The sequence below is a fragment of the Sphingomonas psychrolutea genome (assembly GCF_014636175.1).
Lineage (GTDB): Bacteria > Pseudomonadota > Alphaproteobacteria > Sphingomonadales > Sphingomonadaceae > Sphingomonas > Sphingomonas psychrolutea.
In genome coordinates, this window is the sequence record NZ_BMDW01000001.1 from 124,865 (window position 1) to 137,257 (window position 12,393).

At 63.7% G+C, this 12,393-nt stretch carries 15 protein-coding genes; 14 read left to right on the top strand and 1 reads right to left on the bottom strand.

What is annotated here, in order from left to right:
* Window positions 1-95: 95 nt before the first annotated feature.
* Complete coding sequence (locus IEV62_RS00580) at window positions 96-3,002, bottom strand: M16 family metallopeptidase (RefSeq protein ID WP_188444825.1); 2,907 nt, start codon at window positions 3,000-3,002, stop codon at window positions 96-98.
* 87 nt (window positions 3,003-3,089) lie between these two features.
* On the opposite strand from IEV62_RS00580, the gene IEV62_RS00585 reads away from it, so the two are divergent.
* From IEV62_RS00585 to IEV62_RS00650, 14 genes are all read left to right on the top strand, one after another.
* Window positions 3,090-3,662, top strand: coding sequence for a NifU family protein (locus IEV62_RS00585; RefSeq protein ID WP_188444826.1), 573 nt, complete (start codon window positions 3,090-3,092; stop codon window positions 3,660-3,662).
* Window positions 3,662-4,252 (top strand): malonic semialdehyde reductase, encoded by a 591-nt coding sequence (locus IEV62_RS00590; protein ID WP_188444827.1) that lies wholly within the window; start codon window positions 3,662-3,664, stop codon window positions 4,250-4,252. The genes IEV62_RS00585 and IEV62_RS00590 overlap by 1 nt, the downstream gene beginning before the upstream one ends.
* A gap of 6 nt (window positions 4,253-4,258) precedes the next feature.
* Window positions 4,259-4,897, top strand: a complete 639-nt coding sequence (tsaB, locus tag IEV62_RS00595; protein WP_229732736.1) for a tRNA (adenosine(37)-N6)-threonylcarbamoyltransferase complex dimerization subunit type 1 TsaB — start codon at window positions 4,259-4,261, stop codon at window positions 4,895-4,897.
* Window positions 4,894-5,367, top strand: a complete 474-nt coding sequence (locus tag IEV62_RS00600; protein ID WP_188444828.1) for a GNAT family N-acetyltransferase — start codon at window positions 4,894-4,896, stop codon at window positions 5,365-5,367. Before tsaB ends, IEV62_RS00600 begins: the two co-directional genes overlap by 4 nt.
* Window positions 5,368-5,485: 118 nt before the next feature.
* The gene (locus tag IEV62_RS00605) at window positions 5,486-5,896 is read left to right on the top strand and encodes a Ros/MucR family transcriptional regulator (RefSeq protein ID WP_373868530.1); all 411 of its coding nucleotides are present in this window, start codon (window positions 5,486-5,488) and stop codon (window positions 5,894-5,896) included.
* Window positions 5,897-5,999: 103 nt separating this feature from the next.
* The gene (locus IEV62_RS00610; RefSeq protein ID WP_188444830.1) at window positions 6,000-6,422 is read left to right on the top strand and encodes a Fur family transcriptional regulator; all 423 of its coding nucleotides are present in this window, start codon (window positions 6,000-6,002) and stop codon (window positions 6,420-6,422) included.
* A 5-nt stretch (window positions 6,423-6,427) separates the two neighbouring features.
* Window positions 6,428-7,258, top strand: a complete 831-nt coding sequence (locus tag IEV62_RS00615) for a lysophospholipid acyltransferase family protein (protein WP_188444831.1) — start codon at window positions 6,428-6,430, stop codon at window positions 7,256-7,258.
* 209 nt (window positions 7,259-7,467) lie between these two features.
* Complete coding sequence (gene miaB, locus IEV62_RS00620) at window positions 7,468-8,787, top strand: tRNA (N6-isopentenyl adenosine(37)-C2)-methylthiotransferase MiaB (RefSeq protein WP_188444832.1); 1,320 nt, start codon at window positions 7,468-7,470, stop codon at window positions 8,785-8,787.
* Between the two features lie 142 nt (window positions 8,788-8,929).
* Window positions 8,930-9,076, top strand: coding sequence for a hypothetical protein (locus IEV62_RS00625; protein WP_188444833.1), 147 nt, complete (start codon window positions 8,930-8,932; stop codon window positions 9,074-9,076).
* A 169-nt stretch (window positions 9,077-9,245) separates the two neighbouring features.
* Window positions 9,246-10,250 (top strand): PhoH family protein, encoded by a 1,005-nt coding sequence (locus IEV62_RS00630; protein ID WP_188444834.1) that lies wholly within the window; start codon window positions 9,246-9,248, stop codon window positions 10,248-10,250.
* Between the two features lie 48 nt (window positions 10,251-10,298).
* A complete protein-coding gene (locus IEV62_RS00635; RefSeq protein ID WP_188444835.1) occupies window positions 10,299-10,556 on the top strand; it encodes a type II toxin-antitoxin system VapB family antitoxin in 258 nt (85 codons plus the stop codon).
* Between the two features lie 107 nt (window positions 10,557-10,663).
* On the top strand, window positions 10,664-10,951 hold the full coding sequence (locus IEV62_RS00640) for a PIN domain-containing protein (RefSeq protein ID WP_308510349.1): 288 nt from the start codon (window positions 10,664-10,666) through the stop codon (window positions 10,949-10,951).
* Complete coding sequence (gene ybeY / locus IEV62_RS00645) at window positions 10,948-11,457, top strand: rRNA maturation RNase YbeY (protein WP_188444836.1); 510 nt, start codon at window positions 10,948-10,950, stop codon at window positions 11,455-11,457. The genes IEV62_RS00640 and ybeY overlap by 4 nt, the downstream gene beginning before the upstream one ends.
* A gap of 9 nt (window positions 11,458-11,466) precedes the next feature.
* Window positions 11,467-12,390 carry a hemolysin family protein gene (locus IEV62_RS00650; RefSeq protein WP_188444837.1) on the top strand — a complete coding sequence of 308 codons (924 nt, stop codon included), beginning with the start codon at window positions 11,467-11,469 and terminating at the stop codon, window positions 12,388-12,390.
* Window positions 12,391-12,393 lie beyond the last annotated feature (3 nt).

Sequence of the window (12,393 nt, forward strand, 5' to 3'; positions counted from 1 at the left end):
AAGCACCCCGTCGCGGCAAAGCCGCGCCGTCGGTCGGGGCTTTGGCCCCGCCGGCCGGGCTCGCCACGCTGATGGGCGCCCGCGAAATAGCTGCGCTATTTCTTGGGTGCGCTCGCTGGCACCACTTGCAGCGTCCAATCGCGATCGGGTCGCAGATACTTCGCCGCCGTCTCCTGCAGCTCCGCCGCGGTCATGTTCGAAATGTCGCTGTAGAGCCGCTTCAACGCCTCGATCCGCGCCGGATCGTACACCGCGCCATCGAGCTGGTTCATCCAGAACTGATTGCCGGTCGATTGCCGCATGATCGATTGCTGCATCGGGCCGATCGTGCGCTTCAACTCGTCATCGTCGATCGGCTTGGCGACCAGTTCGGCGGCGATCTCGCGCGAGAGTTTGAAGAAGAGCGGAAGGTTCTCGGGTGCGACCTGGCCGATGGCCAACATCCGCCCGCCGCTCGGCAGGCCGGTCGGCCACGAGCTACTGACATTGGGGCTGTAGCTCGCGCCTGCCTGCGAACGCAGCCGGTCAAACAGCCGATCGCTGAAGATCGCCGCAAGCACGTCGAGCCGCCGCGATTCGGTCGCGCCCGCGACACCGCCGCCGGTCGGCCACGCGATCACCGCCGCCGCCTGATTTTCGGGACCATTATGCGTGAGCACCATCGGTGTCGTATTGTGTGCCGGGAAGCGCACTGGCGGCGGGACGAAGTCGGTCGGCGCGGCGCGCGGCGGGATCGCGCCCAAGGTCTTTTGCACGGCGGCAATCGCGACATCGGCCTTGATATCGCCGAACACCATCACCTCGACTGGGCCGGTCTTGAGCAGCGGCTCCCACAGCGCGCGGAACGCGGCGGGCGTGGTCGCTTCGATCGCCTTTAGGCTCGGCGTGCCCCAGCGCGGATCACCATCGTGGAGCAAGCGTTCGAGGTCGCGGCTCAGCACCCCGGTTGGCGAAGACTCGAACGCGGCATAGCCCGCCAGCGCCGCCACGCGGGTGCGGTTGACGGGAGCGGGATCCCAGCCCGGTGCCGTGATCGCCGCGCCAATCAGCCGCAACTGATCGGTCAGATCGGCGGGTGAGGTCAGCGCGTTATAAACGAACGCATCGTCGTCGATCCCGAAATCGAGCCCGATCCGGCGGCCCTGCACCAATGCCTCGATATCGCCTTGCTTCAACGTGCCGATCCCGCCGGCGGTCAGCGTGCCGTCCGCCGCCCAGGCGGCGGTCTCGCGATCGGCCGGAAGCGCGGTATCGCCGCCACCGAAGCGGACGCGGACATAAACTCGGCTGTCTTCCGACGTGGTTGGGTAGACGAGCACGCGCACGCCGTTGGAGAGATTATACTCCTGCATGTCGAATTCGCGGATCGGCGTATTCGATACGATGGTCGCGGGCGGGCCGACCTTGGGAAGCTTGGCAAAGGTGACATTGGCTTGCGTCGTGCGCTTGCCCGCCAAGCCCTTCACATCGGCCTTTAGCGCGGTGGCGAGGCTCGCTTCGATCCCGGCTTCGGCGGCAGGCGTCGAAATCAGCGCGCGCATCGTCCCCTGAAACACCCGCTTGGTCGAAGCGAGGATCTTGTCGGGGGCGAAGAACCCCTTCTTCTCGGCATCGGCAAAGACTTTCTGGATGACATAGGGCGCAGTCGTCGTCTCGCGAATGTCGAGCGCCTGGACCATGTCGTCGGCTTCCTTCGAGCCCGCCTCGGCGCGATAGGTGTCGACCAACGTCTTGAACTGCACGCGCTGTTCGGAGAGTTCGCGTTCGATCTCGAGCTTGGTCGGCGCGGAGGCCTGCGCATCGGCGATCACCGCGCGCACGTCGCGCAACGCCGGTGCCCAGGCGGTGCCGACCGGCAGGATCGAAATCGAGGTGACATTGGCCGAGCGCGACGGATCGTCGAGCCGAACGCCCGCCTGAAGATAGCTGCCGCCGGTGCGCGCGCGCGTCTCCAGCCGCCGGTTGATCACCGCGAGCGCGACGAAATCGGCGAGGCGCTTTTGGTTGAACAGGATCGTGTCGTCATTGTAGTGCCACGGGCGCACGATCGCGAATTGGATCAGCGCCGGAATACTGGGTTCGACCACCGCCTTGGTCGCCGTCTGCTTGGGGTCGGGCTGGCCGAAATCGGGGTCGGCCGGCGCGGTGCCAACACCCTTCCACGTACCGAAATGGCGCGCGATCATCGTCTCGATCTGTTCGGGCGCGAAGTCGCCGGCGACGATCACCACCGCGCGTTCGGGGCGGTACCAGCGATCGTGAAACACCCTAACCGTGTCGGCGGTCGCGGCCTCCAATTCCTTGATATGGCCGATCGGCGAGCGATCCGCGAGCGGCTGCCCGGCGAAAAACGTCGCTTGCACGGCATTGCTCAGCCGTACTTGCGGCCCCGGCGCCTCACGCTGTTCGGCGAGCACGGCGGGCCGCTCGGCATTCAGCGCGACCGGCGTGATGTTGGGCTTGGCCACCATGCCCGACAGGATCTTCAGGCTCTCGTCGATGCCGGCTTCGGTCGCGCTCGGCAAATCGAGCTTATAGACGGTCTGGGTCGGCGTGGTCTGCGCATTGGTGTCCGAGCCGAAGGTCGTCCCCATCCGCTGCCATACGCGCTTGGCCTCGCCATCGGCGACATATTCGGAGCCGCGGAAGGTGAGATGCTCGATCAGATGCGCATAGCCGCGCTCCGAATCGGCCTCCATCAGCGATCCGACATCCATCCGCACGCGCACCGAAATCTGGCCCGGCGGTACGCCATTCTTGCGCACGGCATAGCGCACGCCGTTCTTCAGCGTACCGAAATGCCATGCCGGATCGGGGGTGATGTCGCTACCCTTATAGAGCCAGGCGCTGCGACTGATGATGGCGGCATCGGCGTCGGTGGTGGCGGCGGGCGTCGGGGTCGCGCGCGGCATCTCGGCATTGGGCACCGCCTGCTGCGGCGCAGCACCGATGACGAGAAAGGACAGGAGGGCGAGGCGCGTCGTACGCAAGAAGACCGTCATGTGCACAACGATAGCGGCGGAAAGCGCCGACCGCCAGCCGCGACATCGACCCTTGCACTCGCCCGCCTCGCGCGCCACATGCCACGCATGCTGATCGAAACCGAAACGACGCCCAACCCGGCGACCCTGAAATTCCTCCCCAGCCGTACGGTAATGGAGGCTGGCACGCGCGATTTCGTGACGCCGGAAGAGGCCGAGGCCTCGCCGCTTGCCGAAGCGCTGTTCGGGCTGGGCGATGTCACCGGTGTATTCTTCGGACGTGATTTCGTCTCGGTCACCGCCGCCTCCGGCGCCGAATGGAGCGACTTGAAACCCGACATTCTCGGCTTGATGGTCGATCATTTCAGCGCCGGTATGCCCTTGTTCAAGCCGGGCAATGCCGGCGGTATCGCAGTTCCCGCCGACGACGCGTTCAACGATGATCCGGCCGACGCCGATATCGTCGCGCAGATCAAGGATCTGATCGAGACGCGCATCCGCCCGGCGGTCGCCAATGATGGCGGTGACATCGTCTATCGCGGCTTCGACAAGGGTAAGGTGTTCCTGGCGATGCAGGGCGCGTGCGCGGGTTGCCCCTCCTCCAGCGCGACGCTGAAGAACGGGATCGAGCAATTGCTCAAATATTATGTCCCCGAAGTCACCGAAGTGCGAGCCGTTTGATGACCGTGTTACCCGATGCATCGCTCGACCAACTGTTCCGCACCGCGCGGACCTTCAATGGGTATACCGACCAGGCTGTCGCAGAGAGCGATTTGCACGCGATCTGGGACTTGATGAAATGGGGCCCCACCTCTGCTAACCAGCTGCCCGCGCGACTGATCTGGTGCACGAGCGATGCGGCAAAAACGAAGCTTGCCGAATGCTGTTCGGCACAGAATGCACCCAAGGTGCTGAAGGCCCCGGTCAGCGTGATCATCGGCATGGACTGCGATTTTCACGAGTATCTGCCGCAATTGTTCCCGCACACGAATGCCAAGGCATGGTTCGACGGTAATCCCGACCTGCGCGCGGAATCGGCGATGCGCAATTCGTCACTACAAGGCGCGTATTTCATCATGGCGGCGCGCGCGCTCGGACTCGATACCGGGCCAATGTCGGGCTTCGACGCGGCCAAGGTCAACGCTGGCTTCTTTGCTGAAACGCCCTCGGTCACGGTGAACTTCGTCTCGACGCTTGGGCATGGCGACCCCGCCACGATCTTCGATCGCTCGCCGCGGCCCGATTTCGGCATGTTCAACAGCGTCGCTTGATCCGGTTTGCGTGACCCCACCTTACGCACGCTGGTCATTGAAACCGCGACCGCTGCCTGTTCGGTCGCGCTGATCGAGCATGGCGCGGTCATCGCCCGCGCGCATGAGACGGTCGGGCGGGGCCATGCCGAACATCTGATCCCGATGATCGCGGGGCTGCCGGACGGCGGGCGCGCGGCGCATATTCTGGTCGATTGCGGGCCGGGCAGCTTTACCGGCATTCGCGTCGGCGTGGCCGCAGCCCGTGGCCTGGCGCTCGGTTGGGGGGCGACGCTCGGTGGCTTTTCCTCGCTTGCCGCGCTGGCGGCGGGCGCCTTTGCGCGCGAGACAGTTTACGGCCCCCTTGCCGTGCTTTTGGAGGGCGGGCATGGCGAAGTCTTCATGCAGACCTTCGAAGCGCCTCCTTTGACCGAGACATCCACGCTCGCCTCGCTTGCGCCCGCCGACGCCCGGCTTCGCCTCGGCGGAATGCACGCGGTCGGCGACGGCCTGCGCTGGCTCGGATTTGGCGATCCCCGCACCGCGCCGCGGGGCGCCCTGCCCGATGCCGCCGACGCAGTGCTGCTCCCGCCCGCCTTCACGACGCTTGAGCCAAAGCCGATTTACGGTCGCGCGCCCGACGCAAAACCAATGGTGGTGGCATGAGCACGATGTTGCGGATTGATCTCCGCAGTGGTGCGGTCGCCGATCTCGCTGTGATCGACCGCTTGATGCGCGACGCGTTCGAGCCGCGCTTCGGCGAAGCATGGACGCATAATCAAGTACTTGGCCTAATGGCGATGCCCGGCGTGTGGCTTACGATCGCCGAGATTGGAAGCGAACCGGCCGGTTTCGCTTTGTCGCGCCGCGTGCTCGACGAAGCGGAATTGCTGCTGCTCGCGACCGCGCCGATGTTTCGCCGCCGCGGGGTTGGCGCAGCCTTGTTACGCTCAGTGATCAGCGATTCCGGAATGCAGGGCGCGCGCACGCTTCATCTCGAAGTGCGCGATGGCAATGATGCGATCAAACTATACCGCGCGGTCGGTTTCGACAAAGTCGGCGAACGTCGCCATTACTATCGTGGTGTTGACGGCAAGGCTTTCGATGCTTTGACCTATCGTCGCGAGATTTCCTGACAGACTTTTGATAGAGGCGATTACGACTTGCATCACTCAGCCTAAAAGATGATAGGCGCAAGTCTCGACGGTGTGTAATTGCCGTCCGAATTGGAGTGAAAGGATTATTATGGACAGCATGAACGAGCTTCAGGAGACCCTGATCACGCTTACCGCCGATATCGTCGCGGCTCATGTCAGCAACAACAGCGTCGCGGTTTCGGATCTTCCGATCTTGATCGCCCACGTTCATGGCGCGTTGAGCGGACTTGGTGGCCCGGCCCCGGTCGAAGTCGTCAAGCAGGAACCAGCGGTTTCGATCCGGTCCTCGATCAAGCCGGACTTCATCGTCTGCCTCGAAGATGGCAAGAAGCTGAAGATGCTCAAGCGCCATCTGATGACGCATTATCAAATGACTCCCGAGCAATATCGCGCAAAGTGGAACCTGCCCGCGGACTACCCGATGGTTGCACCAAACTATGCCGAACAGCGTCGTACGCTGGCCAAGAAGATCGGCCTCGGTACCAAGCGTCGCAAAATTGTTCGCTAAATGATCGCTCCTGCCCCTTCCCTTCGGGGAGGGGGCGTTGGGCCTGCTATTGCGAATGACTCTCCTCTTTCGCAACAAACGTTAAGCGCGTACAGCCTCCGTTATGGCGCGTAAGATCGATCTCGAAGCTCTCTGTGCGGAAAAAGGCCTGCGCATCACCGATCAGCGCAAGGTGATCGCACGCGTGCTGTCCGATGCCGAGGATCATCCCGACGTCGAGAAGGTCTATGAGCGCGCCTCGGCGATCGATCCCGGCATCTCGATCGCAACGGTCTATCGCACCGTTCGCTTGTTCGAGGAGGCCGGCATCCTCGACCGCCACGATTTCGGCGATGGCCGATCCCGCTACGAGCCCGCGCCCGAGGCGCATCATGACCATCTGATCGACGTCGAGAGCGGCAAGGTGATCGAATTCGTCGATCCCGAGCTCGAACAGCTGCAAAAGGCCATTGCCGAGCGCCTGGGCTTTCGCCTGGTCGACCACCGGATGGAACTCTACGGCGTAGCGCTCGACCGCAAGAGCTGAGCGCCGTGCCGATCAGCCCGCAAGCGCGCGCCGCCGCTGCGGCGGGCACGCCCCCGCCGCTCAGCTGGCTTGCTTTCCTGCGGCTGTGGACGCGGATCGTCTTGCTCGCGCTGATGCTCGGCATCACCGTGCCGCCGCATTATCTGTGGCGCATCCTGCACATCTCATCCCCCTGGCCACGGTATTATCTCGCCACGGCGGCGCGGATTTGCGGTGCGCGGGTAAAGGTGAAGGGAACGGCCCTGCGCCGCGACGCCTTCTATATCGCGAACCATGTCAGCTGGATCGATATCCTGGCGATTGCCGGCGCGAGCGGTACCGCCTTCGTTGCCAAGGCCGAGATCCGCGATGCGCCGGTGGTCGGCTGGCTCGCCACGCTCAACCGCACCGTGTTTGTGGAACGCGAGGACCGTCTTGGGGTGGCCGAGCAGATCAACCGACTGCGCGATGCGCTGGCCGAGACATGGTCGGTCACGGTCTTTCCCGAGGGGACGACCACCGATGGCCGCTCACTCTTCCCGTTCAAGACGCCGATGCTCAAAGTGCTCGAACCGCCGCCGCCAGGCGTGCTGGTCCAGCCCGTGCTGCTCGATTATGGCGCAGTCAGCGAGGAGATCGCCTGGATCGGCGAAGAATCGGGCAAGGACAATGCAGTACGCCTGCTCGCTCGCCCCGGCACCTTTCGGGTGACGGTAACGTTTCTCGAACCCTTCCACCCACGTGACTTTACCGGGCGCAAGGCGATCGCCGCCGAAAGCCGCCGCCGCATCGAAGACGCGCTGGTCGCCGCGATTGGGCGGCCGCTGGTGCCGTTTACGGGGCATGCGCAGCCTTGAGAGAGCTTTAGGACAAGAGGTTCGCGCGAGTTTCAGTGCGACGCATCGACCAAAGCCACACTTTCCGCGCAGCGGCATAGCGTTATCTGCTTTCTGCTTCGCGTCCTTTCCTTCTCTTCGCGCCCTTCGCACGAACCCCTTCTTCCCAAACTGCCGCTCAACAGCGAGAGGGTTCTTTCCACCGCAACAGCCGCTATAGCGCTTGCATCATGAAACCCGCGCCCAAAACCTATGCCGTCAAATCCTTCGGCTGCCAGATGAACGTCTATGACGGCGATCGCATGGCCGAGCTGATGGCCGCGCAAGGCCTGACGCAGGCCGCCCCCGGCGACGCCGATCTCGTCGTGCTCAACACCTGCCATATCCGCGACCGCGCGACCGCGAAGGTCTATTCGGACATCGGCCGCCTCCGCAAAGATGCCGCCAAACAAGGGCGCAGCCCGATGATCGCCATCGCCGGATGTGTCGCGCAGGCCGAGGGTGCCGAGATCGTGCGCCGCGCGAAGGTCGATGTCGTGGTCGGCCCGCAAGCCTATCACAATTTGCCCGAGCTCGTCGCCAAGGCCACGCGCGGCGAGGCAGCGCTCGATACCGATATGCCGGTCGACATGAAGTTCGGCCACCTCCCCGCGCGCCGCCGCGTGCCGCCGAGCGCCTTCCTGACGGTGCAGGAAGGCTGCGACAAATTCTGTACCTATTGCGTCGTGCCGTATACGCGCGGCGCCGAAGTCTCGCGCGGTTGGGGGCAGATCGTCGACGAAGCGCGCGCGCTGGTCGCGGCAGGCGCGCGCGAGATCACGCTGCTCGGGCAGAATGTGAATGCGTGGGAAGACAAAGGCAAAGGCCTGCACGACCTGATCGCCGAGCTTGACGGACTCGATGGCCTTGCGCGCATCCGCTACACCACCAGCCACCCCAACGACATGGCGCAGGGGTTGATCGACGCGCATGCCCGCGTCGAAAAACTGATGCCGTTCCTGCATTTGCCGGTACAATCGGGCAGCGACCGCATCCTGAAAGCCATGAACCGCAGCCATTCGCGCGACAGCTATCTCCGCATCCTCGACCGCGTCCGCGTCGCCCGCCCCGACATCGCGCTGTCGGGCGATTTCATCGTCGGCTTTCCCGGCGAGACCGAGGCCGACTTCGCCGAAACGCTCAGCCTCGTCGATGCGGTCGGCTATGCGCAGGCCTATAGTTTCAAATATAGCCCGCGCCCCGGAACCCCCGCCGCGACGATGGGCGAGCAAGTGCCCGAAGATGTAATGGACGACCGCCTCCAGCGGCTGCAAGCCGCGCTCAACCGCGATCAGGCGGCGTTCAACGCCGCGAGCGTGGGGCGCACCTGCCAGGTCCTGCTCGAACGTAAGGGCAAGCTGCCGGGGCAGTTGATCGGCAAGAGCCCGTGGCTGCAATCGGTCCATCTGGTGAGCGATGCGGCGATCGGCGATCTGGTCGACGTGACGCTGGCCGAAGCGGGCGCGAATTCGATGCTGGGGGTGTTGACAGCACATTCCTCCCCTCCCTGAAAGGGAAGGGATCGAGGGGTGGGTTGGCTCGTTGTCGAACGTCATTCTCGCCCCATACCTACCCACCCCCTACCCCCTCCCTTCCAGGGAGGGGAGGCATAGAAAACCTCGACACCCTCCACAAAAAGCGCAAAACCGCCGTATGCCCAAACCTGCCCCGACCGATCTCGTGCCGCCACAATGGAAGCGTAATCCGGTCGGCTTGTGGGTCTATATCGCGGCAGGCGTGGGCATGATCCTGTGGTCAGGCGGTCGCATCGTGCTTGAGCGGATCGGGTTGCGGCGCTGACCCGGCTGTCGGACCAAACGACGCCGACACCGCACTTTTCGCTATTCTATCGCCGGTCGCTCTGCCAAACTCGTCGGCGGATGCAGTCCCTCAAATCTCGCCGCGCTCAGCGCCGCCGCTTCATCCTCCCGCACTCGCCGTCACGCCCTCTTTCCCCCGAAGGAACCGCATGAGCCGCAAGCCCGTCCCCGCACAATCCGGCGATCGCAGCCGGACTGAATTGGTGTTCGACCGCCCGCAATTGATGGCGCAGCTGTTCGGCGAATTCGACAAAAATCTGCTCGCTCTGGAAAGCCGACTCGGCGTCTATATCACCGCGCGCGGCAACAAAGTCGGGCTGGAAGGCACTGCCGAATCGGTCGCACAGGCGCGCGACGTGCTGCACGGCCTCTACAACCGGATCGTACGCGGCGAAGTGGTTGATACCGGGCTGATCGAAGCGGTGATCGCAATGTCGGCCGAACCGACGCTGGCCGGGATCATCCAGGCCGATGCCGGCGGCGGCGGCGCGCCGCAAATCATGATCCGCACGCGGAAAAAGACGATCGTCCCGCGCACGATGGCCCAAGCGCATTATATGCGCGAGCTGCTCAACAACGACATCATCTTCGCGCTGGGGCCAGCAGGCACCGGCAAGACCTATATCGCGGTCGCACAAGCCGTGGCGCAGCTGATCACCGGCAGCATCCAGCGGCTGATCCTGTCGCGCCCTGCGGTGGAAGCGGGCGAGAAGCTCGGCTTCCTGCCCGGCGACATGAAGGAAAAGGTCGATCCGTATTTGCGGCCGCTCTACGACGCGCTCAACGATTGCCTGCCGGCCGAACAAGTCGAACGCCGGATCGCATCGGGCGAAATCGAAATCGCGCCGATCGCCTTCATGCGCGGCCGCACGCTCGCCGACGCCTTCATCATCCTCGATGAGGCACAGAACACGACGCCCGGACAAATGAAGATGTTCCTGACGCGCTTCGGCGAGAATAGCCGCATGGTGGTGTGCGGCGATCCCAAGCAGACCGATCTCCCCGGGGGCATGAATGCGTCCGGGTTGAACGACGCCGTCGGGCGGCTCGAGGGCGTCGACGGCCTGTCGATTTGCCGCTTCGGCTCGGGCGACGTGGTGCGTCATCCGATTGTCGGGCGGATCGTCGAGGCGTATGAGGGGAAGGATGCTTGAACAAAAGGATATCCTCGACTAAATTCAGGATATCCTGGAGGCCACGCGATGGCATCGCTTTATATCAAGGACAATGAGACGGCAGCCCTTGTCGAGCGCCTGGCAAAGCGTTCGGGAATGACCAAGACTGCGCTTGTTCGCGAACTTGCTGCAGCGCGCGAGGCTGAGTTGGATCGAACCGACCCGAGACAAGACGTTCGGGACAAGCTCGATGCGCTCTGGCGAGAATATCCCTTTCCGCGCTCGACAGGCACCAAGGTCGATAAGGCATTTTTCGACAAGATGTGGGGCGAGGACGACGATTGAGCCTGTTCGTTGATGCATCCGCGCTCGTCGCGATCGTCTTGAACGAACCGGAGCGTGAGCATTTTCGCGATTCCATCATCGCGGTTCAAGATCCATTGTAGTCGGCAATGTCGTGTTGGGAAACGGTGAACGCCGTTCGCAAGGCGGAAGGCATAACCATCGAAATTGCCCGGCACGTGGTGGAGCGCTCCGCCGAAGCGCTCGGACTGAGGCTGGTTGCGATAGGGGCGCTCGAATTGACATCGGCGCTCGACGCGCATCAGCGCTATGGTCGGGATAGCGGCCACCCGGCAAAGCTAAATTTTGGCGATTGCTTCGCCTACGCTTGCGCCAAGACCAATGGCGCGCGGCTGCTCTATAAGGGCAACGATTTTTCCAGAACGGACCTAGCATGATCCTCGTAGAACTCAGCCATGAAGACATATGGCCCGACCACGACTGGGATACCCTCGCCACCCGCGCCGCCACCGCCGCGCTGACGCGAACGCCACATGCCGAGCTTGCCACCGGCCCGGCCACGGTCGAGATCTCGATCCGGCTGGCCGACGATGCCGAGGTGCAGACGCTCAACGCGCAATACCGGCAGAAGGACAAGCCTACCAACGTCCTCTCCTTCCCGATGGTGCAGGCCGATCTGCTCGACGCAATCGACCAGAATAGCGACGATGGCGAAGTGCTGCTCGGCGATATCGTGCTCGCGTTCGAGACGTGCGCGCGCGAGGCGGCGGAGAAAGGCATCACACTGCACGATCATGCCACGCATTTGATCGTGCATGGCACGCTACATTTGCTAGGGTATGATCATATGGTTGGCATGGAAGCCGAGGCGATGGAGGCGATTGAGATCGACGCCCTGGCAGCACTCGGTCTGGCCGATCCGTATTTGCTCGAAGAGGATTGAAAACCCCCAATGTCTGACGGACATAGTACCACCGGCACCCCGAGCCATCTCGGCGGTGCCGTGCACAGTGAGACCAGCATCTGGCGCAGTTTCCGCAGCTGGATTTCGGGCGGCGCGCAGGACGATTCGCTCCGCGCCACGCTCGAGGAAGCGATCGACGCGCATGAGGACGATCCGGCGCCCGACAATAAGGGCGATCTCTCCCCGCTGGAGCGTACGATGGTGCGCAATCTGCTCCATTTCGGCGAGCGCGACGCGGGCGATGTCGGCGTGCCGCGCGCCGATATCGTCGCAGTCGAGGAACGCACCAGCTTTGCCGATCTGGTAAAGATCTTTGCCGAGGCGACGCACAGCCGGCTGCCGGTCTATCGCGGCGAGCTCGATACGATCATCGGCATGATTCACTTGCGTGATGTGTTCAAGATTATCGCGACCGACGCGCCTTACCCGGACGATTGGTCGAGCCTCATCCGCGAGCCGCTCTACGTCCCAATGTCGCGCGGGGCGCTCGATCTGCTCGCCGACATGCGCACCAAACGCGTCCATCTCGCGATCGTGCTCGACGAATATTTCGGGACCGAGGGCCTCGTCACGATCGAGGATCTGATCGAGGAAATCGTTGGCGACATCGAGGACGAGCATGACGCCGCCACCACCGCCTTGCTCAATCCGCTCGACGGCGGTGCGTGGGCGGCGGATGCGCGCGCCGAGCTTGAGGATGTCGGCGAGATCATCGATCCGCGGCTCGCCGAAGTCGATGGCGATATCGATACGATCGGCGGGCTTGCCGCTGTGCTCGCCGGCCATGTTCCGCAAGTGGGCGAGTGCATCGTGCATGATAGTGGCTGGACGCTCGAAGTGGTCGCCGCCAATACGCGCCGCGTGCTAAGTCTGCGGCTGCATCCCCCCAAGCCCGAGCCCGAAGGCGACTGATCC

Excerpts from the sequence above, each read along its gene's own strand:
- IEV62_RS00600 (WP_188444828.1), top strand. The coding sequence starts at position 4,894 with ATGAGCACGATGTTGCGGATTGATCTCCGCAGTGGTGCGGTCGCCGAT.
- IEV62_RS00605 (WP_373868530.1), top strand. The coding sequence starts at position 5,486 with ATGAACGAGCTTCAGGAGACCCTGATCACGCTTACCGCCGATATCGTC.
- IEV62_RS00630 (WP_188444834.1), top strand. The coding sequence starts at position 9,246 with ATGAGCCGCAAGCCCGTCCCCGCACAATCCGGCGATCGCAGCCGGACT.
- IEV62_RS00640 (WP_308510349.1), top strand. The coding sequence starts at position 10,664 with ATGTCGTGTTGGGAAACGGTGAACGCCGTTCGCAAGGCGGAAGGCATA.
- IEV62_RS00635 (WP_188444835.1), top strand. The coding sequence starts at position 10,299 with ATGGCATCGCTTTATATCAAGGACAATGAGACGGCAGCCCTTGTCGAG.
- IEV62_RS00650 (WP_188444837.1), top strand. The coding sequence starts at position 11,467 with ATGTCTGACGGACATAGTACCACCGGCACCCCGAGCCATCTCGGCGGT.
- IEV62_RS00625 (WP_188444833.1), top strand. The coding sequence starts at position 8,930 with ATGCCCAAACCTGCCCCGACCGATCTCGTGCCGCCACAATGGAAGCGT.
- miaB (WP_188444832.1), top strand. The coding sequence starts at position 7,468 with ATGAAACCCGCGCCCAAAACCTATGCCGTCAAATCCTTCGGCTGCCAG.
- IEV62_RS00590 (WP_188444827.1), top strand. The coding sequence starts at position 3,662 with ATGACCGTGTTACCCGATGCATCGCTCGACCAACTGTTCCGCACCGCG.
- IEV62_RS00610 (WP_188444830.1), top strand. The coding sequence starts at position 6,000 with ATGGCGCGTAAGATCGATCTCGAAGCTCTCTGTGCGGAAAAAGGCCTG.
- IEV62_RS00585 (WP_188444826.1), top strand. The coding sequence starts at position 3,090 with ATGCTGATCGAAACCGAAACGACGCCCAACCCGGCGACCCTGAAATTC.
- IEV62_RS00580 (WP_188444825.1), bottom strand. The coding sequence starts at position 3,002 with ATGACGGTCTTCTTGCGTACGACGCGCCTCGCCCTCCTGTCCTTTCTC.
- ybeY (WP_188444836.1), top strand. The coding sequence starts at position 10,948 with ATGATCCTCGTAGAACTCAGCCATGAAGACATATGGCCCGACCACGAC.